This window comes from Curtobacterium sp. MCLR17_055, assembly GCF_003234305.1.
In the GTDB taxonomy this organism is placed as follows: domain Bacteria; phylum Actinomycetota; class Actinomycetes; order Actinomycetales; family Microbacteriaceae; genus Curtobacterium; species Curtobacterium flaccumfaciens.
Genome location: NZ_QKSX01000007.1, coordinates 43,532 through 66,776, shown reverse-complemented (window position 1 = coordinate 66,776; position 23,245 = coordinate 43,532). Strand labels below are relative to the sequence as shown.

Genomic DNA, 23,245 nt, shown 5'->3' with positions numbered 1-23,245 from the left:
CGCCCACAGGTCGTCCTGCCGGGCCGGACCACCCTTCGGCGGTGGGCCGAGCGCCCGGACGGCACCGCGCCTCCCGTCCGTCTGGTCGACGGGCGGGAGGCGCGGTGTGTGACGCTGGTGCGGACTCAGCCGCGGGTGCGGCGACGGAGCCTGCCGGCGAGGCGGGACAGCCCCAGCAGCAGGAACCCGAGGGCCACCAGGCCCGCCGCGGCGCCGGCGATCGGGACGACGTCCGCGCCGGTCCAGGCGAGGGCACCGGTGCCGTTGCCGTTGCCGTTGCCGGAGCCACCGATCCCGGCGCCGGAGCCGTTCCCGGAGCCACCGCCGATGCCGGAGCCGTTGCCGGTCCCCGGCGTCCCGGGCAGACCGGGTGCACCCGGCGTGCCGGGCGTTCCGGGCGTCCCCGGCGTCCCCGGCGTGCCCGGCTCCTCCGGGTCGACGGCATCGTCCATGACCATGACGCGGAGCATCTGCGCCTGCGAGGTGAACCCGCCGACCGACTGGGTGACGCGCAGCATGTGGCCGCCGACCGGCAGCCCCACCATGACCCACCACTCGCCGTCCTCGTCAGCCGTCGTGGCGACCGCATCACGGCCCATCGGCTGCACGGTGACGGTCGCGCCGGGCTCGGCGGTGCCCGTGACCATCAGGTCGTGGTCACCGTCCTCGTCGGCCATGTACTGCGAACCCGGTGTCGGCGAGGTGACCGCGAGCGGCTCCAGGGTGTCGACCACGATCGGCACCTGCGGCGCCGCCGAGGTCGTGCCGTTCACCGACTGCGTGGCGCTGATCGTCCACTCACCCTCGGGGACGCGCTCGAACACGACGCTCCACGCCCCCTCGTCGTCGGCGGTGGTGGTGCGGACCTGCCCGGTGGACAGGGTCGCCGTCACCGCGGCGCCGGGGGTGGCCTGACCGGTCACCGTGAACGAGCCGGTGTCACCGAAGCCGTCCGCCGGGATCAGCTGCCCGGGGTCGGGGCTCGTGATGACGATGCCCGTCTCCTGCGCGGCCACGACCGTGACGTCGGCGGTCACCGGGTCGGAGGTCCGACCGCCGACCGTCTGCGTCACCGACACCGTGTGGTCCCCGAGGGGGACGCCACCGATCGTGACCGTCCACGAACCGTCGTCGCCGGCGGTCGTCGTGGCGGTCCGGCCGTCCACGTCGACCGTGACGGTCGCGCCGGGCTCGGCGGTGCCGCTCACCGGGACGGAGGTCGTCGACCCCGTGGTCGGGAACGCCTGGCCGTCGGTCGGGCTCGAGATGACGACCGGCGTCGCGGCCGTCACGGTGAAGCCGACCTGCGGAGCGTCGGTGGTGGCACCGTCGACCGTCTGGCTGGCGGCGACCGTGTGGGATCCCTCGGCGACGTCCCGCACCGTCACGGACCACGTACCGTCGTCGTCCGCGGTCGTGGCGACCGCGGTGCCGTCGTCGATGCGGACCGAGACGGCGGCGTTCGGTGCGGAGGTACCGGTCACCCGCACGTCGGTCGAACCGCCGAGCACCCGGTGGTCGGTGCCGTCGGCCGGGCTGGTCACGACGATCGCGTCCGCGGCGGCGACCACGACGGTCACGTCGCGCTCGATCGCATCGGACGTCGTGCCGTTCACGACCTGGGTGACGACGAGCGTGTGGTCCCCCGCCGGCACGTCGGCCAGCGTGGTCTCCCACCGTCCGTCGGTGCCGACACGGACCACGACCGGGTCGGCGTCGTCGAGGACGACGCGGACCGACGCGCCGGGCTGGCCCTCGCCGCCGACCGGGACGGTCGCGGTGGGGTCGGTGCTCGGCACGGTGAACCTGGTGTCGTCGGCCGGTGCGGTGACCGTCAGCGCGGCACCGGGTGCCACGGTGAAGGTGCTGCGCACCGCCGCGGACGTCGAGCCGTCGACCGTCTGGGTCGCCCGGATCGTGTGCTCGCCGACGGTGGTGTCCGGCAGGTCGACGCTCCAGGTACCGGCGTCGGTCGCGGTCACGGTCCGGGCGTCGCCGCCGTCGATCGTGACACGGACCTCGGCACCGGGCTCGGCAGCCCCCGCGGCGATGAGGGTCGCGACGGAGTCACGCTGGGCGACCCGGATCGTGGTGCCGTCCGCCGGGGTGGCGATCGTGATCGGGTCGGCGACGAGGACGCGGACGCGGACGTCCACCGTCACCGGCGCGGACTCGGTGCCGTCGATGCGCTGCGTGACGCTCACGGTCGTCGTGCCGGCCGGCACACCGGGGACCGAGACGCTCCACGCACCGTCGTCGTCCGCGGTGGTCGACTCGGTGCGACCGTCGCCCAGGTCGACCACGATGGTCGCGCCCGGCTCGGCGGTGCCGGCGACGTCGACCGTCGTCGTGCCGTCCCCGTCGGCGACCGTGTACTCCTGGTCGGCCGTCGGCTCGGTGATGACGACGGGCGCGCCCGCCTCGATCTCGAAGGTCGTCCCGACCGGGGTGGTCGAGGTCGAGCCGTCCACGGTCTGCGTCACCTCGACGGTGTGCTCGCCGACACCGAGGTCCGGCACGTCGACGCTCCACGAGCCGTCGTCACCGGCGGTGACCTCGACGGGGTCGCGGTCGTCGACGGTGACCGTCACCGTGGCGCCGGGCTGGGCGTCACCGGCGACCGTCACGGTCGTCGTCGCGTCGCCGTCGGCCACCGTGATCGGGTCGTCGCCGGGCTCACGGATGGTGAGGTCCGCGGCGGCGACCACGGACACCGGTCGTTCGACCGCCGCGCTCGTGGTGCCGTTCAGGGCCTGCGTGACCGAGGCCGTGAACGAACCGGTCGGCACGTCCTCGACCGTGGTCGTCCAGCGGCCGTCCTCGTCCACGGTCGCCGTGGCGGTCCCGCCGTCGCCGAGGTCGACCGTGACGGTCGCGCCCGGCTCACCGGTGCCCGCGAAGTCGACCCCGGTGGTGGCGTCGTCGTCCGCCACCGTGACGGTGGTGGCACCGCGCGGGGTGGACACGACGAGCGGGGCTCCGGCACGGACCGACACCGCCGCAGTCACCGGCGTCGAGGTCTGCCCGCCGACGACCTGCGTCGCGGTGACGCGGTGGTCACCGACCGGGACGTCCTGGAAGGTGGTCTCCCACCGGCCGTCCTCGTCCGCGGTCACCGTCTCGGTCTCGCCGGTCGAGAGGCGGACCGTCACCTCGGCGTCGGGCTGCGCCCGACCGGTGACCTCGACGTCGGCGGTGCCGGAGGTGTCGGCGACCGTCAGGACGTCGCCGTCCTCCGGGGTCACGATGGTGAGCGCGGTTCCGGCCCGCACCGTGACGGTCTGGTCCGGACTGGAGGCGGTGGTCCCGCCGACCGTCTGGCTGGCGGTGAGCGTCGGCGTGCCGACACCGACCCCACCGAACGTGACCGTCCAGTCGCCGTCCGCGTCCGCGGTGGTGGTCGCCTCGTCGTCGCCGAGTCGCACCGCCACCGGCGCGCCCGGCTCCGCCGAACCCGTGACGACGACGTCGCGCGTCGCATCGGCGTCCGGCACGAGGAGGACCACGTCGGTCCCCGGCGCGGTGATCGTGACGGCGTCGGCGGCCTCGATCGTCACCGTGCGCTCGACCGGGTCGGAGGTGCGCGGGTCGGAGACCGTGCCGGGCAGGGTCTGGGTGACCGCGACCTGGTGCTCGTCGACGCCGAGGTCGGGGAACGTGACCGACCACGTGCCGTCGGCACCGACCGTCGTCTCCTGGTCCTCGGAGCCGGCGAGGGTCGCCGTGACGGCGGCGCCGGGCTGGCCGGTGCCGGTGACCGTGACGTCGCGCACGACGTCCGGTCCGGCGACCGTGATCGGGTCCGTGTCCGGACCGGTGATCGTCAGCGCGTTGGCCGTGACGACCTCGAAGGTGATCGGGACGGCGCTCGTCACGACGTCCTCGACCTCCTGGCTGGCGGACGCCGTGTACACGCCGGTCGGGGCGAGACCGGTGGCGTCGACCGCCCAGCGTCCGTCGTCGTCAGCCGTGGTGGTGAACCGGGTGCCGGGGCCGACCGAGACGGTCACCGCGGCGCCGGGCTCGGCCGTGCCGGTGATCCGGACGGTCGCGGTGGCGTCGGCGTCGACCACGACGAAGCGTGCGCCGCTCGCCGGGGTGTCGATGACGATGGCGTTGCCGGGGACCACGGTGAAGTCACGCGTGACCACCGGGCCGTCGGTGCCGTTCACGGTCTGCACGGCCTCGACGGTGTGCTCACCGATGCCGAGCTGCGTGGTCGGGAGCTCCCAGTTGCCGGCCGTGTCCGTGACGACCTCGACGGGGTCGCCCTCGTCGATCGTGACGGCGACGGTCGCGCCGGGCTCCGCGGTGCCGCGGACGACCACGTTGGCCTGCCCACCGGTGCCGGCGGGCACCTGCTGGGCGTCACCCGGTGCCACGATGACGAGCTCGTCGCCGGCCTCGACCGCGAAGTCACGGTCGACCGGTGCCGAGGTCGCGCCGTCGACGGTCTGGGTGACCGTCGCGGTGTGGTCGCCGGTGCCGACGTCGGTGAGGACCACCGACCAGGCGCCCTGCGGGTTCGCGGTGGTGGACACCGCGTCGCCGTCGTCCAGGACGACCTCGATGCGGGCACCGGGCTGCGCGGTGCCCCGCACGGTGACGTCGACGACGGAGTCGTCGGTCGCGACCGTGACGGTGGCGTCCTGCGCCGGAGCGGTGACGGCGAGCGGGGCGCCCGCCTGCACCGTGACGACCTGGCGGACGGCCGGCGAGGTGGTCCCGCCGACGGTCTGCGTCGCCGAGATCGTGTACCGACCGACCGGGACGTCGGTGACGGTCAGCGTCCAGGTGCCGTCGTCGTCGGCCGTCGTGGTGGCGGTCAGTCCGTCGCCGAGCGAGACCCGCACCTCGGCGCCGGCCTCGGCCGTGCCGGCCAGGTCGAGGTCGGTGGTGGTGTCGGCGTCGAGGACCGTGACCACGTCGCCGTCCGCGGGCGCGGTGATCGCGAGCGGGTCGCCCGCCTCGACGGTGAAGGTGGTCTCCACCGGGCCGGACGTGGTGCCGTCGACGCTCTGACGCGCCGTGACGGTGCGCTCCCCGACCGGGACGTCGGCGAAGGTCGTCGTCCAGGCGCCGTCCTCGTCCGCGGTGACCGCGGCGGTGAAGGAACCACCGATGCCGACGGTGACCCGGGCGTTCGGAGCGGCCGAGCCGGACACCGTCACCGGGGTGGTCGAGCTGTCGTCGGCGACGGTGATGGTGCTGCCGTCGGCCGGCTCGTCGATGGTGAGCGCGGGGGCCGCCGTCACGGTGAAGTCCCGGGTGACCGCGGCGCTCGTGGTGCCGCCGACGGTCTGGGTGACCTCGGCCGAGTACTCCCCGGCCGGGACGTCCGTGACGCTCGTCGACCAGGTGCCGTCGGCGTTCGCGCGGGTGGTGGCGGTCAGGCCGTCACCGAGGTCGACGTCGACGCGGGCACCGGCCTGTGCGCTGCCGGAGAACGGGACGGACCGGGTGTCGCCGGCGAGCGGGAAGTCCTGGTCCGCCGTGGGGGTGTCGACGGTCAGGCCGGCTGCGGCCACGACCCGGAAGGACCGGGTCACGGGTGCCGAGGTCGTGTCGCCGACGGTCTGCGTGACGCTCGCCGTCTGCTCGCCGACCGGGACCTCGGGGACGGTGACGCTCCAGGCGCCGGCGTCGTCCGCCGTGCCCGTCGCGGTCACGCCGCCGCCGAGGTCGACGTCGATGCGCGCATTCGCCGTCGCGGTGCCCGTCAGGGTGACCGGGGCGGTCTCCCCCGTGGTGGTGAAGGCCTGACCGGCCGTGGGGGTGCTGATCGTCAGTGCACGCTGGGCGACGACGGAGAACTCCTGCGTCGCGGTGCCTGCTGCGGTGCCGCCGACCGTCTGGGTCGCGGTCGCGGTGTACGCACCGGTGGGGACGTCGGCGATGGTCGTCGTCCAGGTCCCGTCGGCAGCGACGGTCGCGGTGCCGGTCAGGTCTCCGCCGAGGCTGACGGCCACGGCGGCGCCGGGCTCGCCGGCCCCGCTCACGACGACGCTGCGGGTCGAGTTCGCCGACGGCACGGTGAACTGCTGTCCGGCCGTGGGCGCCGTGATGCTCGGAGCCGCGAACGCCGTGGCGCGCACGGTCGAGGTGGCGAGGTCCACGGTGGCGACGTTCACCCCGGGGAGCACGGAGAGCCGCAGGGCGTGCACGCTTCGCGATCCGGTGTCGTACCCGCGGGGGTCGCGGAAGCCGGTGGTGTCCTGCGCGTTCACGGTGAGGTCGACGACCTGACGGAGCAGCAGCACGACGGGGCTCAGCAGGGTGGAGACGGCCGAGGTCGTGGCCGTGAGCGTCGTGCCGAGGTTCGTCAGGGCCGTGCCCGTCACCAGGGGACGCACGATGGTCTGCAGTGCCGGGATGACGACGGTGTTGACCGCCGGGGCGAGCAGGGTGCCGAGCACGTTCAGCCCCAGGGGGCCACCGGTCGCCGTCACCGTGGCGGTGGCCGGAGACGTGCCGGCGAGGGCGCCGAGCGTGGTGTCCGCGCGGAGGGCCAGTGCGGTGAGCGGGATGCCCGCGAGGTTGACGTTCGCGGTGACGTTCACCCGGACCGCGGTCGAGTTGATCGTGTTGACGACCGCCGTCTGCAGTGCGGTCGGCAGCTGGGTGCCGAGGATCGTCGTGATGCTCCGGTTGATCGAGCTCACCGCCGCCTCGGTCAGCACCGACGTGTTCGCCGGCTGGCCGTTCAGCGTGGTCAGCTGGTCGAGGTCGACCGTGATCGCGCCCGTCGCCGGTGTGATCGTCACGGCGCCGTCGGTCAGGGGTTCCTGCAGGACCCGGGTCAGGGTGTCGTCGAGGTTCAGGTCCACGGCCGCGGTGACGTTCGTGCCGTTGACGTTCACCAGGCCGAGGCTCGTGCCACGGAGCAGCCGCTGGATGTCGGCGGTCAGGGCGGTCGTGGTGCCGGAGAGGGCCCCGTCCGCGCCGACCGCGGAGTTCACCGTTCCCGAGAAGGTGCGCAGGTCGTTCCGGAGCGCGGTGCTGAGTCCGGCGACCGCCGGGCTCGTCAGGTCCAGCTCCGCACCGGCGATGCGGTAGTCGGTCGTCGTCTCGACCGCGGTGCCGCGCGTCGCCTGGATCCGGGAGGCCAGGGCACCGATCTCCAGCTGCGCGTCCGACAGCACCGTGGTGTCGGCGCCGACGCGCGAGAACAGCGGGTTGAGGTCGACCGTCGCGGCGCCGGTGCCCGACCCCGTGCCGACCCCGATGCCGCCGTCGTTCGTCAGGAGCCCCGACGACGCCGTCGCGCCCGTGGCCGAGGTCGTGGCGTACTGGCCGTCGACGCCGAGGGTCAGGATGCCGTTCGGGCCGAGCAAGTTGATGTCGTTGCCGAGGTCCACCCCGATGGCGTTGAGCGCCGTCAGGTTGAGCGGCTGGTTCGTGGTGCCGCCGCCCGAGGTCGCACCCCGCGCGGAGTACGCGCCGCCGAGCTGGGCGACCGCGTCGGCGTCGACGATGCCGGAGCCGCTGAGCAGCAGCCCCTCGGCCTCGGCGACGTCGTTCTGGGCGGCCGCAGCGGGTTGGATCGCCACGGTGGCGGCGATGAGCGCCGTCACCGTGGCGACGACGCCGCCGCGCAGGAGGAACCGCCGACCGTCCGTCGCTCGTCCTCGAGCTCGGCCGTCGGCGCGGGTGATCCGTCGTGTCCGTTCGTCCGCTGCGGAGGGTACGGGGGTACCGGGCAGCGACGCGTGCCTGCGCATGCGTGTCTCTTTTCCTGGCGGGCGCGCCCGCCACCTGATCCTCGGAATCCACCGCTGGTGAGGCGGCGGAGGCTCCTCCGCTGGTGAGGCGGTGGAGTGTCGGAACCCTGGTTGGGGATTCCTGAGGCAGATCTTTACACATGATCAGGAAGCTGTCAGCAAGCATCGACGAAAAAGGACGCGAGACCTCCCGAACGGGGGGCGGACACCGGGGAGCCGACTCGACCCGGAACGAAGAAGACTCCTCACGCACCCGCCAGAGCCTGGTTACCCTTGCTGCGTTTCCGCCCTGGGGGAGTTGGCCTGGATGGCGTCACGTGAGGAGCCGCCGAGAAGTCTACCGGACGCAACGGGCAGACTCGAACACATGAAGATCGCCATCGCCGGAGGACACGGCCAGATCGCCCTGCTCCTCGCCCGCCAGATCACCGACGCCGGCCACGATGCCGTCGCGATCGTCCGCAACCCCGCGCACGTGGCCGACGTCGAGCAACAGGGCGCGCGTGCGATCGTCGCCGACCTGGAGCAGCTCGGCGACGACGACCTGGCGCTCCGCCTGCGCGGTGTCGATGCCGTGGTCTTCGCCGCCGGTGCCGGGCCGAACAGCGGCGCCGAACGGAAGCTCACCGTCGATCGCGACGGTGCGATCCTGCTCGCCGACGCCGCCGAGCGTGCCGGCATCGAGCGGTACGTGATGATCTCCGCGATGGCGGCCGACACCTACGACCCCGAGCTCGCCGTCGTGCCCGCACAGGACGACGCCGCGGTGTTCCAGGTCTACCTACGGGCGAAGGCCGAGGCGGACGCGAACCTGCGGGCCCGACGCCTCCGCTGGACGATCGTGCGCCCCGGCGGCCTGCTCGACACGCCGCCGCAGGGCACCGTCCACGTCGGCCGGACGGTCCCGCGCGGCTCGATCCCCCGGGCAGACGTCGCGACCGTCGTCCTGCACGCCCTGCTCGACGACGCCGCGGTCGGCGTGCAGTTCGAGGTCACCAGCGGCGACACCCCGATCCCCGCGGCGCTGAACGCGCTCACCTGACCGGTCGGTGCCGCCCGCACCGTGCGCGCTTCGCCACCCCGTGCGGGCTCCTCGCCGAAGGTGCCGGGCCGTGCACCGTGCGCACCTGCGCACCCCGTGCGGACTTCCGCGCCCCGTGCCGCGCTGCAAGCGCGCACCCACCAGGCAACCCCGCACCAACCGACGAATGCTGCACCGTGCACCGGACGTGACCCACGGACGGACGGGAGGCACGGAACCAGCCCGCCCCGCGCCTCCCGTCCGCACCGTGCGCACCTGCTCACCCCGTGCGAGCTTCCGCACCCCGTGCCGCGCCACAAGCGCGCACCCACCAGGCAACCCCGCACCCACTGAGGAATGCTGCACCGTGCACCGGACGTGAACCACGGACGGACGGGATGCACGGAACCAGCCCGCCCCGCGCCTCCAGTCCGCACCGTGCGCACCTGCGCACCCCGTGCGCACTTCCACGCCCCGTGCCGCGCCGCAAGCGCGCACCCACCAGGCAACCCCGCGCCAGCCGACGGACGGACGGCAGGCACGGAACCAGCCCGCCCCGCGCCTCCCGTCCGCACCGTGCGCACCTGCTCACCCCGTGCGGACTTCCACGCCCCGTGCCGCGCTGCAAGCGCGCACCCAACAGGCAGCCCCGCACCGTGCACCGGACGCGACCTACGGTCGGACGGGAGGCACGGAGCCAGCCCGCCCCGCGCCTCCCGTCCGCACCGTGCGCACCTGCGCACCCCGTGCGGACTTCCACGCCCCGTGCCGCGCTGCAAGCGCGCACCCAGCAGTCAGCCCCGCGCCAGCCGACGAACACCGCACCGTGCACCGGACGCGACCCACCGGCGGACGGGAGGCGCAGCGCCAGCCCGCCCCGCGCCTCCCGTCCGCACCGTGCGCACCTGCGCACCCCGTGCGGACTTCCGCGCCCCGTGCCGCGCCACAAGCGGGCACCCAACCGGCAACCTCGCACCAGCCCACGAACACCGCACCGTGCCGCCGCCACGCGCCACGCGTCAGAGCGCGACCGCAGCAGACTGCCGGGCGATCTCGAGCTCCTCGTTCGTCGGGATCACGAGCACCGCGACCCGTGAGCCGTCGGTGGAGATGCGGCGGGCGTCCCGCGACGCCAGCTCGTTCCGGTCCGGATCGATCTCGATGCCCAGGTGCTCGAGCCCCGCGAGCACACGCCGCCGCAGCAGCGCGTTGTTCTCGCCGACCCCCGCGGTGAACACGACCGCGTCGAGCCCACCGAGCTGCGCCGTGTAGGCGCCCACGTAGCGACGGATGCGGTGGCGGTACACGGCGAGCGCCGCCTCCGCCTGCTCGTCGCCCTTGGTGGCGGCGTCCTGCACGTCGCGCATGTCACCGTTGCCGGTCAGGCCGAGCAGGCCGGACCGCTTGTTGAGCATGGTGTCGAGCTCGTCGAAGGTCATCCCGGCCTCGCGGTGCAGGTGGATGAGCACCGCGGGGTCGAGGTCGCCGGAGCGGGTGCCCATGACGAGCCCCTCGAGCGGGGTGAGCCCCATCGAGGTCTCGATGGACTTCCCGCCGTCGATCGCCGCGACCGAGGCGCCGTTGCCCAGGTGCAGCACGATCGTCTTGAGCTCGGCGAGTGGCCGGTCGAGGAACTCCGCGGCCTGCTCGGAGACGTACTTGTGGCTGGTGCCGTGCATGCCGTAGCGGCGGATCCCGTACTCGGCGGCCAGGTCGGCGGGGATCGCGTACGTGTACGCGTGCGGCGGCATCGTCTGGTGGAACGCGGTGTCGAACACGGCGACGTGGGGGACGTCCGAGAAGACCTGCTTCGCGGCGCGGATCCCCTCGAGGTTCGCGGGGTTGTGCAGCGGCGCGAGGCTGTTGAGGTCCTCGATCTGCTGCTCGACCTGGTCCGTGACGACCGTTGCACGGTCGAAGGTGGTGCCGCCGTGCACGACGCGGTGGCCGACGACGGCGGGCGGGTGCTCGTCGAACGACGGCCCGACCTTCGCGAACGCGTCGATCATCGCCTGGAACCCGGCCGCGTGGTCGGGCACCGACGCGGCGTCGTTGGACGACGACTCCCCCGTCAGCGCGTTGGTGTGCTTCCAGGCCCCGGCGGACTCGCCGATGCGCTCCACGAGCCCGGAGGCGAGCGTGCGCTCGTCCTCGAGCTCGATGAGCTGGTACTTGAACGAACTCGAGCCGGAGTTGACGACGAGGGCTGCGGTCACGGGGTGGTCACTTTCTGTCGGGCCTGGAGGCGCGGTGCGGGTCGGGCGGTCAGGCCGCGTCGGTCGCGGTGCCGGCCTGGATCGCGGTGATCGCGACAGTGTTCACGATGTCGCCCACCAGGGCGCCCCGCGACAGGTCGTTGATCGGCTTGCGCAGGCCCTGCAGCACCGGGCCGATCGCCACGGCGCCGGCCGAGCGCTGCACGGCCTTGTACGTGTTGTTGCCGGTGTTGAGGTCCGGGAAGATGAACACCGTCGCCCGACCCGCGACCGGGGAGTCCGGCATCTTCGTCGACGCGACCGTGGGGTCGGCTGCGGCGTCGTACTGGATCGGGCCCTCGACGAGCAGGTCGGGCCGGCGTTCCCGCACGAACGCGGTGCCGGCGCGCACCTTGTCGACGTCGGCGCCGGAGCCGCTGTCGCCGGTGGAGTAGCTGAGCATCGCGACGCGGGGGTCGATGCCGAACTGGGTCGCGGTCTCGGCGGACGAGATCGCGATGTCGGCGAGCTGCTCGCTCGTCGGGTCCGGGATCACCGCGCAGTCGCCGTAGACGAGCACGCGGTCGGCGAGCGCCATCAGGAACACGCTCGACACGATCGAGGTGTCCGGACGGGTCTTGATGATCTCGAACGACGGCCGGATGGTGTGGGCCGTGGTGTGCTTCGCGCCGGAGACCATGCCGTCGGCGAGCCCGAGCTGCACCATCATCGTGCCGAAGTACGAGACGTCGGTGACGGTGTCGCGGGCGAGCTCGATCGACATCCCCTTGTGGGCGCGGAGCCGGGTGTACTCCTCGGCGAAGCGCTCACGCAGCTCGGGGTCGAACGGCGAGACGAGCTGCGCGGCCTCGAGGTCGAGGCCGAGCTCGGTCGCCCGCGTGCGGATGGCGGCGGGGTCGCCGAGGATCGTGAGCTCGCAGACCTGGCGCTGCAGCAGGGTGGAGGCGGCACGGAGGATGCGGTCGTCCTCGCCCTCGGGCAGGACGATGCGCTTGCCGTAGCTGCGCGCCCGGTCGAGCAGGCCGTGCTCGAACATGAGCGGGGTGACGACCCCGGACGGGGCGAGCTGCAGGCGGTCGCGCAGGGCCTCGGCGTCGACGTGCTGCTCGAACAGGGCGAGCGCGAGGTCGGCCTTCCGGGGTGAGTCGGCGGCCAGGCGGCCACGGGTCTGGGTGATCCGGAGGGCGGTGTCGTACGTGCCGAGGTCGTTCTGCGCGATCGGCAGCGAGCTCGACAGGCCCTCGAGCAGCCGCGACACCTGCGGGGCGATCTCGAACCCGCCGTTCAGGATGACGCCGGCCAGGCTCGGGAACGTCTCGGACTGGTTGGCGAGCAGCGTGGCGATGAGGACGTCGCTCCGGTCACCGGGGACGACGACGATGCCGCCCTCGATCAGCCGGGGCAGCACGTTCTCCATGCTCATGCCCGCGACGACGGTGCCGAGGGCCTCGCGGTCGAGCAGGGCGTCGTCACCGCGGACGAGGGTGGCGCCGGTGGCCTGCAGCAGGGCGCGGACGGTCGGGGCGACGAGCACGCGGTCCTCGGGGATCGCCCACACCGGCACGTCGGGGTGGTCGTCGTGCACAGCCTGCTCGACGCTCGTCACGATGGCGGCGAGGGCGTCCGGGTCGGCACGGTTCACCACGACGCCGAACAGCTGCGCGTGTGCCGCCCGCAGCTCGCTGGTCGTGACGTCCGCCACCTGCGCCATGCCTTCGGGGGTGCGGGCCGCACGTTCGGCGGCGTCGCGGCCACCGAGCACGAGGAGCACCGGAGCACCGAGGTTCGCGGCGACCTTCGCGTTGAAGGACAGCTCGGTGGGGCTGCCCACGTCGGTGTAGTCGGACCCGAGCACCACGACGGCGTCGCACTGCCGCTCGACCTGGGCGAACCGGGTGACGATGGTGCCGAGGGCCGCCTCGGGGTCGGCGTGCACGTCGTCGTAGGTGACCCCGACCGCGTCGTCGTAAGAGATGCCGACGGCCGTGTGCTGCAGCAGCAGCTCGAGCACGTAGTCGGGTTCGACGACCGATCTGGCGACTGGCCGGAACACGCCGACGCGGCCGACGGACCGGGCGAGGGTCTCGAGGACACCGAGGGCGACCGTGCTCTTGCCCGTGTGCCCTTCTGCTGACGTGATGTAGATGCGGGTCGACACGAGGCCCAGGGTAGTCGCCCGACATGTCACGACATCTGGGAGCACCGGCGCCGACGACACGCGGTCGTGAGCACCGCGCAGAACCTGTACCATTGGGTGTCGCCGTCGCGAGACGGTGTCAGGAGAATTCGCCTAGTGGCCTATGGCGCACGCTTGGAAAGCGTGTTGGGTGCAAGCCCTCGGGGGTTCGAATCCCCCATTCTCCGCAGCGAGCAACACAGAACCACCCACGAAGGACCCGCACCGATCGGTGTGGGTCCTTCGTCGTCGTGCTCATGAAGGCGCAGTGGTCCCCCACCCTGCGGACGAGCGCGTGCCCTGTTCCCCCTCGGTTGGCCGGGAAACGCTGACCAGGGGTGGAACGGGCTGTCCCCGGTACCCGTCGGTCGCCTATGCTGGCCGAGCGAACGGCTCCGGGACGAGCCGACCGCGGTGCATCGAGCGGCAGGGGCGTCGCTCGGAGGGCGTGCTGATCAGCGTGCCCGGAACACCCGAGGGGACGAGGAGACGCGCCATGGGGGACACCACCGTGCCCGCAGTACCCGTGCGGCCCGCCGTCTTCGACACGGTCCTCCGTCCGCGCCGGTCCCTCGTCCGCTCCACCGCGCTGAGCATCGCCTTCTCGGCAGTGCCGCTCGCCGTCGCCCTGGTCTGGGTCTCGTTCCCGTTCCGCACGTGGGCCGTGTTCGCCGGGATCGTCGTCGCGATGGCCGCGGCCGTCGGCATCGTGTTCGTCCGACTGCACACCGCGTTCATCGGGATCGACGACGACGGCCTGACGATCCGCGGGGTCCTCACGGCGCACCGGCGGATCCCCCGCGAGCGCGTGCACAGCCTGGTGCTCGCCACGACCTTCGGCTCGTCGGTGGACCGGACCGACCGGGAACTCGTCGCCTTCGACCGGACCGGCACCCACCTCTTCCGGCTCCGCGCCGATGTGTGGGGCGACGACGGGCTCGACCGGGTCGTCGACGCGCTCGGCGTGCAGGTCGTCGAGGATGCTCGACCGGTCTCCGCCCGCACCTTCGCGAAGCGCTACCCGACGAGCCGCGCCTGGTACGAGCAGCGGTCGGCATTCCTGCTCGTCGGCGGCCTCGTCGTGCTGGTCGTCGGCGGGCTGCTCGCCGTCGAGTTCGCCGGTCTCAACGCCCGCTGACCCACCGGCGGACCGGTCAGCGGCCACCGCACGGCACCCGTCAGCACGGCACCCGTCGACGCGGCACCGGTCAGCGCCGACGCCGCAGCGTCGAGAAGATCCCGCGCACCACTTCCTTCGCGATGGTCCCGCCCAGCCCGGAGCCGAGCAGGTCCGACAGCGGGTCCCCCGCGGTTCGCCGTGTCCCGGACCGCTGCGTCCCGGACCGCTGCGTCCCGCCCGACCGACCGGAGCCGCCGGACCGACCGGAACGCCGCGCCTCCGACGCTCGCTCGGCCCGCTCGAACTCCCGCTGCTGCCGCTCGTACTCCCGCTGGGCATCCGCCGACGCGTCCGCCGCGGCAGCGGCGGCCTCGTCGGCTGCAGCGGCGGCGTCGGCCGCAGCGGCCGCCGCCTCCATCCGGCGCGCGAGCACCTCGCGCGCCGAGTCCGGGTCGACGCGGGTGCCGTAGCTCGACAGGAGCGGTGAGGCCTGCACCCGTGCGGCCATCTCGTCGGCCGGCATCGGGTCCATCGACCCCTGGGGTGCGCGCAGCCGGGTCCACGCGACGGGGGTCGGCGCGCCCCGCTCGTTCATCACCGTGACGATCGCCTCGCCGGTCGCGAGCGACGTGAGCACCTCGCCCAGGTCGTAGTCGCTCGTCGGGTAGGTCGACACCGTCGCCCGGAGCGCCTTCGCGTCGTCCGGGGTGTGGGCGCGGAGCTGGTGCTGGATGCGCGACCCGAGCTGCGCCAGCACGTCGTTCGGCACGTCCTTCGGGGTCTGCGTCACGAAGAAGACCCCGACGCCCTTCGACCGGATGAGCCGCACGGTCCGCACGATCTGCTCGGTGAAGTCCTTCGACGCCCCGGTGAACAGCAGGTGCGCCTCGTCCAGGAAGAACACGAGCTTGGGCTCGTCCTGGTCGCCGACCTCCGGCAGCTCGTTGAACAGGTCCGCCAGCAGCCACATCAGGAACGTCGAGAAGACCTCCGGCCGGTCCTGCACACCGGGCACCTCGAGCAGGCTGACGATCCCGCGCCCGTCCGCCGCCGTCCGCAGGAACACCTGCGTGTCGATCTCGGGCTCGCCGAAGAACTGGTCGGCACCCTGGTCGGCGAAGGTGACGAGCTCCCGCAGGATCACCCCGGCGGTCTGCTTCGACAGGCCCCCGAGCTCGGCGAGTTCGCCCTTGCCCTGCTCGCTCACCAGGAACGTCAGCACGCTCCGCAGGTCGTCGAGGTCCACCAGCGCCAGGCCCTGCTGCGTGGCGTAGTGGAACACCAGACCGAGCGAGGACTCCTGCGTGTCGTTCAGGCCGAGCACCTTCGACAGCAGCAGCGGCCCGAACCCGGAGACGGTGGCGCGGATCGGCACGCCGGTGCCCTGCCCGCCCAGCGAGAACAGCTCGGCCTGGCTCGCGACACCCTGCCACTGCTGGCCGATGCCCGCGGTGCGGTCGAGCAGCTTGTCGTTCGCCTGCCCCGCGACGGCCAGACCCGACAGGTCGCCCTTGATGTCGGCGGCGAACACCGGCACCCCGTTCGCCGCGATCTGCTCGGCGAGCACCTGCAGCGTGCGGGTCTTGCCGGTGCCGGTCGCCCCGGCCACCAGTCCGTGCCGGTTCAGCATCGCGAGCGGGATCCGGACCTGCACGTCGGGCACCGCTGCGCCGTTGACGAGGGCACCGAGTTCGATCGCGCCGCCGCCGACGGCGTAGCCGTCACGGATCGCTGCGACCGCGTCCGGTCCGAGCGGGCCGGCTTCGGCACGGACGGGAGGCACGGTGCCGGTCGCCGCCGTCGCCACCGGATCCGGGACGGTCGCGTCGACCGCCGCGGCAGGGGTGGTGGGAGCCGGTGCGGCTGCAGGGGAGGGCTCCGCGTCGGGCGTGAGCCGCGCCTCCAGGCCGGTGGGTGGCGGGGACCCGACGACCGCGGGTTCCGCGTCGGCGGTGAGGCCCGTCTGCTCCTCCGCCGCCAGTGCGGCGGCGAGCTCCTCGGCTCGCCGCGCCGCTTCGTCGGCAAGCCGACGTGCCTCGTCGGCGGCCTGTCTCGCTGCCTCGGCAGCCGCCCGTGCCCGCTCCGTCGCGTCGCTCATGGGCACAGCCTAGGGACCGGAGCCCGCGGCGGCCCGGGTCGTCAGTGCGTCAGCGCGGGGACCGTCCGCGGGCGGACCACGAACCAGAGCATCAGGATCGCGACGGCGGCGGTCGACGCCATCACCATCGCCATCGGGGTGGCCGTCGTGATGCCGAGCCAGCCGACCACCGGCGAGATGAGCCCGGCGACGCCGAAGTTCAGGGCGCCGAGCACCGAGGCGGCGGTCCCCGCCTCTTTCCCGTGGGCGGCGAGACCGATGACCTGCACGAGCGGGAACGAGAACCCGCACGCGGCGATGAAGAACCACAGCGGGACGAGCACGCCGACCAGACCGGCCCCGAGCTGGTCGAGGACGATGATCGCGAGCGACGCCAGCAGCAGGGTCGCGGTCGAGCACGCCAGGATCCACTGCGGACCGACCCGCTGGGCGAGCCGCGACGAGATCTGCACGCCGAGGACGACCCCGACCGAGTTGACGGCGAAGAGCAGCCCGTACTGCTGCGCGTCGAGCCCGTAGACCTGCTGGAACAGGAACGGTGACGCGCTGAGGTACGAGAACAGTCCGCTGAACACCATGGCGCCGATGAGCGCGACGCCGACGAAGATCCGGTCGGAGAACAGCGCCTTGTAACGCTGGCCGATGGTGGAGTGCCCGGCCTCGTGCCGACGGGCCGGGGGCAGGGTCTCGACGATGAGCAGGATCGACGCGATCACCACCGCCAGGCCGTAGCAGGCGAGGAAGACGAAGATGCCGCGCCAGCTGGTGAACTGCAGCATCTGCGAACCGATGAGCGGCGCGAGGATCGGCGCGAGGCCGTTCACCATCGCCAGGCGGGACAACATGCGCACCAGCGGCTTGCCGCCGAACAGGTCACGCACCGTCGCCATCGCGACGACACCGCCGGCGGCGGCGCCCATGCCCTGCAGCACGCGGAACACCGCGAGCAGCTCGATGTCCGGCGCGCTCGCGGCGCCGATCGACGCGGCGATGTGCACCGTCGTCGCGATGATCAGCGGCAGTCGACGGCCCACCTTGTCGCTCCACGGGCCGACCAGGAGCTGCCCGATGGCGAAGCCGAGCGTCGTCGCGGTGAGCGTCAGCTGGACCGCGCCGTCGGTGACGCTGAACTGGTCCTTGATCGCCGGGAACGCCGGCAGGTACAGGTCGATCGTGAACGGACCGAGCGCCGTGAGGGCGCCCAGGACGAAGACGTAGACGAGCCGCTGCCCGCGGGAGAGCGAGTCTCCCGGGTGCAGGACGACCCGGAGCGAACCGGTGGTGGCGGGCGCGGTCACGAGACAGGAGTCCTTCGACGATGAGGGGGCGGGGGGTGATCGCGGGTCGATCGAATCGATTCGTCCGCGGAACCATCCTACGGTCGCCGGTGCGTGCTCGGCGCCGCCGGTGCGGGCCGCCCGCGTGAAGCGGCTGGTGCTGCCCCTCGGCCCGGCGCGGACCATGCGGTAGCGTCGGGTTGCTCGGGGGCCTTCCGGGTGAAGCGGATCAGAAGGGGGTGGGCGTCATGGTGGATGCCCGGATCCTGCACACCACTGCAGCGCTGCGCGAGGCGATCCTGCGACTCGCCGCGGACCGACCGGTCTCGGAGATCACCGTCGCCGACGTCACGCGTGCCGCCGGCATCAACCGGGCCACGTTCTACTCGCACGCCGTCTCCCCCGGGTCGCTGCTCGCCGACGTCCTGACGCCGGAACTCGACCGCATCCGGCAGGACGACGCCGACGAGCGCCGGGCCGCCGCCGACCGGGGCGCCGGAGCCGATGAGCTCGTGGCCATCACCCGGCACGGCATCAACGCCGTCGTCGAGCACGTGACGACGCATCGCGACATCTACGGCAAGGCGCTGCCGGACCCGAACGACGCCTCGCTGCACCGGCTGCTCGTCGAGCACTTCACGGTGTCGAGCGCCCTGCACATCCGGGAGCTCGACCCCGCACACCGGCCCGACCTGCTCGACGACGTCGCCGCGGGGTTCGTGGCGCAGGGCTTCGTCGGGGCGATCGAGGCCTGGCTCGCCGGGCCCCGTCGGTCGCGGAAGGCGCTGGTCGAGACGATCACGCTGTCGTTCCCGGCGTGGTGGAGCTGAGAGGACCGCTCTACTCGGCGTCGGTCGTGTCGCCGTCCGTCGGGTCGGCCTCCGGCTTCTCGCCACGCTGCAGGGACTGCACGACGTCGACCGCCGTCGCCGCGGTGTCGGCGTCGTCGCCCTCCGACGGCACGCGGTAGTCGGCGGACACTCCGTCGCCACCGGTGCCGGTCGCGGGCAGCGGATCACCGAGGGACACCACGACGACCCCGGCGTCGTGGGCGGTCTGGATCACGCCGGTCAGTGCGGACGGTCGGGCGGCGTGCACGAGCAGGGCCTTGGCGCCCTTCCGCACGAGCTGGGCGACCGCGGTGCGCTGGGACGCCGCTGCACCCGATGCCGGAGCGACCCGGACGTCCGGCCGGAACCCGGCGTCCGTCAGGTCGGTGCGGAGCCGGTCGGCGAGGGCGGCGTCGTCGTGGACCAGGACGACACCGATCACGGCCTGCTGGTCGAAACCCCCGTCGGAGCTCGTCAGGTCGGTGCTCTGCACGGGTGTGGGGGCGGCCGACGTCGTGCCCTGGCACCCGGCCAGGGTCAGGGCCGCCGCCAGGGCGACGGTCACGGCGACGATGCGCAGCACGGTGGTCTCCTCTTCGGTCCGGTCTGCCACGCTACCCGGCGGTCGGGCCGTGCGACGACGGAGTCCGCGACGGGACTGTTCCGCCCGGGCCTGCCGACACCGTCGTCGCAGGCGCGGGCACGGGGCCGAGCCGTCGGACGGCAGCGATCGCCAGTGCGGCGAACCCGATCATCGCCGCGAACACCAGGGGGAACGACACCGTGCCGTCGGCGCCACCGGTCGCGGTGAAGAGCAGGCCGGTCACCGCCAGACCGATCACGCTGCCCGCGGCATCAGCGATCGTCAGGGCCGAGCTCGCGAACCCGTCGTCGCCCTCGCCGGAGAACCGCAGCGTCAGCATCGAGGCGCGCGGGTAGATCGCGCCCATGCCCGCACCGCCGACGAACCAGCCGGCGACCAGCACCCACCACGACAGGTCGAACGTCGCGACCGCGAGCGCGGTCACCAGGCTGACGAGCACCAGCGTGAGCCCCACCCCGAAGGTGCGCCGGGCAGTGAGCCGCCGCTCCCCCAGGCGGCCGTGTGCCCAGCTCGACGCGGCCCAGCTGAGTGCCGCCACCGTCAGGGCGAGCCCGGCGGCCGACGGCGACAACCCGTGTTCGGCCTGCAGCAGGAACGGCACGTACGCCTCGCTCCCGAAGAACGACGCGGCGACGAGCCCGCGCAGCAGCACGACCGACGGCAGCCCGGCCGCAGCACGGAACGTCCCGGTGGGCAGCAGCGGCCGCAGGGCGAACCAGGTGCCCACCAGCCCGATGACGACGGCCGCGACCATGCCCCACGGGGTCAGGTCGGGCGCGACGTTGAGCAGCAGGATCGACACGGCCGCCGCCACCGACCACCCGATCCGGACCCGCTGCCACGGCGGGCGGAGCGACGCGGCCGGGGCGTGCAACCGGCCGAGGGTCGGCACGAGCAGGACGAACGCGGCCAGCGCGATCACCAGGGCCCCGGCGAAGACCCAGTGCCAGTTCCAGGTGTCGGTGACGATGCCGGCCAGCGCGGGCCCGATCAGCGCGGGGACGACCCAGGCTGCGGCGAACCCGGCGAACACCGGTCCGTGCAGCTCGGCGGGGAAGATCCGGGCGACGAGCACGTACAGCACCACGTCGATCGCCCCGGCGCCGAACCCCTCGATGAGCCGCCCGGCCAGGAACACCTCCATGGTCGGCGCGAGCATCACCACGGCGGTCCCCACGGCGAAGAACACCGCCGACACCCAGGCCACGATCCGTCCGCCAGCGCGGTCTGCCCAGTTGCCGGCGAGGACCATGCCGGGCACCCCGGCGGCGAGTGGCGCGGCGAAGGCGAGCGCGTACAGGGTCTCGCCGTCGAGGTCGCGGCTGATCACCGGCATGATCGTCGTCATCGCCAGGTTCTGGAACGCCGCGACGCCGACGATCGCGACCATGCCGATCGTCGCGAGGGCGTACGGCCCGCTCAGCAGGCTGGTCCGCGACGCCGTTGTGCTCACCCGATCATCGTAGGGGCGGGCGCCGACGACACGGTGGCGCGTCCCGCGTCCCGCGTCCCGCGTCCCGCGTCCCATGTCCCGAGTCCCGCGTCAGCAGGGCCCGCGTCACCGCGGCAGCAGGGCCCGCTTCAGCGCGCCAGCGCCTGCTCCAGGTCCGCCACCAGGTCGCCGGCGTCCTCGATGCCCACCGACAGCCGCACGACGTTCTCCGGCACGGCCAGCTCGGTGCCCTTCACGGACGCGTGGGTCATCTCGCTCGGGTACCCGATGAGCGACTCCACACCACCGAGCGACTCGGCCAGGGCGAACAGCTCCGTCGACTCCGCGAAGCGCTTCGCTGCCTCGGCGCCGCCGGACAGCGCGACCGAGAGCATCCCGCCGAAGCCGCGCATCTGGCGTGCGGCGACGTCGTGCCCCGGGTGGTCGGGCAGGCCCGGGTAGTAGACGCGCTCGACGCCGGGCGCGACGACGAGCGCCTCGGCGACGGCCTGCGCGTTCCGCGAGTGCCGCTCCATGCGCACCGCGAGCGTCTTGATGCCACGGGTGGTCAGGTAGGCGTCGAACGGCGACGAGATCGCGCCCGCGCCGAACTGCAGGAACTGCACCTTCGCCGCGAGCTCCTCGTCCGCCAGCACGACGGCTCCGCCGACGACGTCGGAGTGTCCGCCGAGGTACTTCGTGGTCGAGTACACGACGACGTCGGCGCCGAGCGACAGCGGCTGCTGCAGGTACGGCGACGCGAACGTGTTGTCGACGACCACCAGGGCGCCCGACTCGTGCCCGAGGGTCGCGAGCGCGGCGATGTCCGCGATCTTCATGAGCGGGTTCGTCGGCGTCTCGACCCACAGCACGGTGGTGGCCGGTGCGCCCTGCAGGGCTGCACGGACCTGGTCGAGGTCGCTCATGTCGACGACGACGAGCTCGACGCCCCACGGCACGTGCAGCCGGCTCACCAGGCGGTGGGTGCCGCCGTACACGTCGTTGCCCATCACGACGCGGCCACCGGGGACCAGCGCAGCGCGGAGCAGGGCGTCCTCGGCGGCGAGCCCGGACGCGAACGACGACGCCGCGACGCCGCCGTCGAGGTCGGCCAGGAGCACCTGCAGCGAGTCACGCGTCGGGTTGCCGGCGCGCGAGTACTCGTAGCCGTTGCGCATGCCGCCGACGCCGTCCTGCACGTACGTCGACGTCAGGTGGATCGGCGGGATGACGGCACCGGTGGTCTCGTCGGGCTCCTGGCCGGCGTGGACGGCCCGGGTGCTGAACTCGGTCATGCTCGGTGGTTCCTTACTCGGAGAGGTAGGTGAGGAGGTCATGCCGGGTCAGCACGGTGACGGGCTTGCCGTCCGCGACGACGAGGAGCGCGTCGGCCGACTCGAGCGCACGACGCGCCGCGGAGACCGACTCGCCGACCCCGATGAGGGGCAGCGGGTCGCCGACGAAGCCGGTGAGCGCGTCCGACATCTTCGCGGTGCCGGTGAAGACCTGCTCGAGCAGCGCCTTCTCCTCGACGGCGCCGACGACCTCGCCGATGACGACGGGCGGCTCCGCGCTGAGCACGGGCATCTGCGAGACGCCGTACTTGGTCATGATGTCGACGACGTCGCGCACGGTGTCCGCCGGGTGCGCGTGCACGAGGTCGGGCAGGCGGCCGTCCTTGCCGGCGATGAGCGAGCCGACGGTGCGCTCGTCGTCGGTCTCGGCGAAGCCGTAGGAGCGCATCCACCGGTCGTTGAAGATCTTGCCGAGGTACCCGCGGCCGCCGTCCGGCAGCAGCACGACGACGACGTCGTCCTCGGTCAGGTCACGGGCCGCGCGGAGCGCCGCGACGACGGCCATGCCGCTCGATCCGCCGACGAGCAGTCCCTCTTCGCGCGCCAGGCGCCGGGTCATCGCGAAGGAGTCGGCGTCCGACACCGCGATGATCTCGTCCGGCACGCCGGCGTCGTACGCGCTCGGCCAGAAGTCCTCGCCGACGCCCTCGACCAGGTACGGGCGACCGGTGCCGCCGGAGTACACGGAGCCCTCGGGGTCGGCCCCGACGATGCGGACGCCGCCGTCGGACGCCTCCTTCAGGTACCGTCCGGTGCCCGAGATCGTGCCGCCGGTGCCGACGCCCGCGACGAAGTGGGTGATCTGCCCCTCGGTGTCGCGCCAGATCTCCGGACCGGTGGTCTCGTAGTGGCTGCGGGGACCGTTCGGGTTCGCGTACTGGTTCGGCTTGTAGGCGCCGGGGATCTCCTGCACGAGCCGGTCCGACACCGAGTAGTAGGACTCGGGGTGCTCCGGCGCGACCGCGGTCGGGGTGACGACGATCTCGGCGCCGTACGCCGTCAGCACGTTGCGCTTGTCCTCGCCGACCTTGTCGGGCAGCACGAAGACGCACCGGTAGCCCCGCTGCTGTGCGACCAGGGCCAGACCGACGCCTGTGTTGCCAGAAGTCGGTTCGACGATGGTGCCGCCGGGGCGCAGGTCACCGGAGGCCTCGGCCGCGTCGATGATCCGGGTGGCGATGCGGTCCTTGGACGACCCACCGGGGTTCAGGTACTCGACCTTCACGAGGATGGTCGCCCGCACCCCCTCGGTCACCCGGTTGAGCTTGACGAGCGGGGTGTCGCCGACGAGGTCGACGACGGAGTTCGCGTAACGCACGGCGTCGAGTCTAGGACGCGGTCCCCGCGTCCCGCTGGGATGTGTCGTGCGCGGACAACGCACCGTGATCCCGCGGC

Annotated in this window: 12 protein-coding genes, 1 tRNA gene and 1 other RNA gene; 4 read left to right on the top strand and 10 right to left on the bottom strand. The window is 73.1% G+C overall.

What is annotated here, in order from left to right:
* Positions 1-125: 125 nt before the first annotated feature.
* Together DEJ09_RS07825 and ffs are read right to left on the bottom strand one after the other, a co-directional pair.
* Positions 126-7,721 carry a choice-of-anchor G family protein gene (locus DEJ09_RS07825; RefSeq protein WP_111088126.1) on the bottom strand — a complete coding sequence of 2,532 codons (7,596 nt, stop codon included), beginning with the start codon at positions 7,719-7,721 and terminating at the stop codon, positions 126-128.
* Between the two features lie 233 nt (positions 7,722-7,954).
* An RNA gene (gene ffs, locus DEJ09_RS07820) (signal recognition particle sRNA small type) lies at positions 7,955-8,051 on the bottom strand.
* A gap of 37 nt (positions 8,052-8,088) precedes the next feature.
* Here ffs and DEJ09_RS07815 point away from each other — a divergent pair.
* Positions 8,089-8,763: an SDR family oxidoreductase gene (locus DEJ09_RS07815; RefSeq protein WP_071405018.1), complete on the top strand. Its 675-nt coding sequence runs from the start codon at positions 8,089-8,091 to the stop codon at positions 8,761-8,763.
* 998 nt (positions 8,764-9,761) lie between these two features.
* On the opposite strand, the gene DEJ09_RS07810 is transcribed toward DEJ09_RS07815, so the two are convergent.
* Positions 9,762-10,958 carry an acetate/propionate family kinase gene (locus DEJ09_RS07810; protein WP_027466390.1) on the bottom strand — a complete coding sequence of 399 codons (1,197 nt, stop codon included), beginning with the start codon at positions 10,956-10,958 and terminating at the stop codon, positions 9,762-9,764.
* A gap of 49 nt (positions 10,959-11,007) precedes the next feature.
* Positions 11,008-13,116 carry a phosphate acetyltransferase gene (gene pta, locus DEJ09_RS07805; RefSeq protein WP_071405020.1) on the bottom strand — a complete coding sequence of 703 codons (2,109 nt, stop codon included), beginning with the start codon at positions 13,114-13,116 and terminating at the stop codon, positions 11,008-11,010.
* 121 nt (positions 13,117-13,237) lie between these two features.
* On the opposite strand from pta, the gene DEJ09_RS07800 reads away from it, so the two are divergent.
* Positions 13,238-13,322: transfer RNA gene (locus tag DEJ09_RS07800), tRNA-Ser, on the top strand.
* A 308-nt stretch (positions 13,323-13,630) separates the two neighbouring features.
* The gene (locus DEJ09_RS07795) at positions 13,631-14,272 is read left to right on the top strand and encodes a hypothetical protein (protein ID WP_111088125.1); all 642 of its coding nucleotides are present in this window, start codon (positions 13,631-13,633) and stop codon (positions 14,270-14,272) included.
* 70 nt (positions 14,273-14,342) lie between these two features.
* On the opposite strand, the gene DEJ09_RS07790 is transcribed toward DEJ09_RS07795, so the two are convergent.
* A complete protein-coding gene (locus DEJ09_RS07790) occupies positions 14,343-16,352 on the bottom strand; it encodes a helicase HerA-like domain-containing protein (protein ID WP_111088124.1) in 2,010 nt (669 codons plus the stop codon).
* A gap of 41 nt (positions 16,353-16,393) precedes the next feature.
* Positions 16,394-17,650 carry a multidrug effflux MFS transporter gene (locus tag DEJ09_RS07785; RefSeq protein ID WP_111088123.1) on the bottom strand — a complete coding sequence of 419 codons (1,257 nt, stop codon included), beginning with the start codon at positions 17,648-17,650 and terminating at the stop codon, positions 16,394-16,396.
* A gap of 227 nt (positions 17,651-17,877) precedes the next feature.
* On the opposite strand from DEJ09_RS07785, the gene DEJ09_RS07775 reads away from it, so the two are divergent.
* On the top strand, positions 17,878-18,459 hold the full coding sequence (locus tag DEJ09_RS07775) for a TetR/AcrR family transcriptional regulator (protein WP_146245693.1): 582 nt from the start codon (positions 17,878-17,880) through the stop codon (positions 18,457-18,459).
* Between the two features lie 10 nt (positions 18,460-18,469).
* Here the strand turns inward: DEJ09_RS07775 and DEJ09_RS07770 are convergent, their stop codons facing one another.
* From DEJ09_RS07770 to DEJ09_RS07755, 4 genes are all read right to left on the bottom strand, one after another.
* Positions 18,470-19,072 carry a substrate-binding domain-containing protein gene (locus tag DEJ09_RS07770; RefSeq protein WP_111088122.1) on the bottom strand — a complete coding sequence of 201 codons (603 nt, stop codon included), beginning with the start codon at positions 19,070-19,072 and terminating at the stop codon, positions 18,470-18,472.
* A 1-nt stretch (position 19,073) separates the two neighbouring features.
* Complete coding sequence (locus DEJ09_RS07765; protein WP_181433305.1) at positions 19,074-20,516, bottom strand: MFS transporter; 1,443 nt, start codon at positions 20,514-20,516, stop codon at positions 19,074-19,076.
* A gap of 128 nt (positions 20,517-20,644) precedes the next feature.
* The gene (locus DEJ09_RS07760) at positions 20,645-21,790 is read right to left on the bottom strand and encodes a cystathionine gamma-synthase (protein ID WP_056070707.1); all 1,146 of its coding nucleotides are present in this window, start codon (positions 21,788-21,790) and stop codon (positions 20,645-20,647) included.
* Positions 21,791-21,803: 13 nt separating this feature from the next.
* Positions 21,804-23,168, bottom strand: a complete 1,365-nt coding sequence (locus tag DEJ09_RS07755) for a cystathionine beta-synthase (RefSeq protein ID WP_110863383.1) — start codon at positions 23,166-23,168, stop codon at positions 21,804-21,806.
* Between the last annotated feature and the right edge of the window lie 77 nt (positions 23,169-23,245).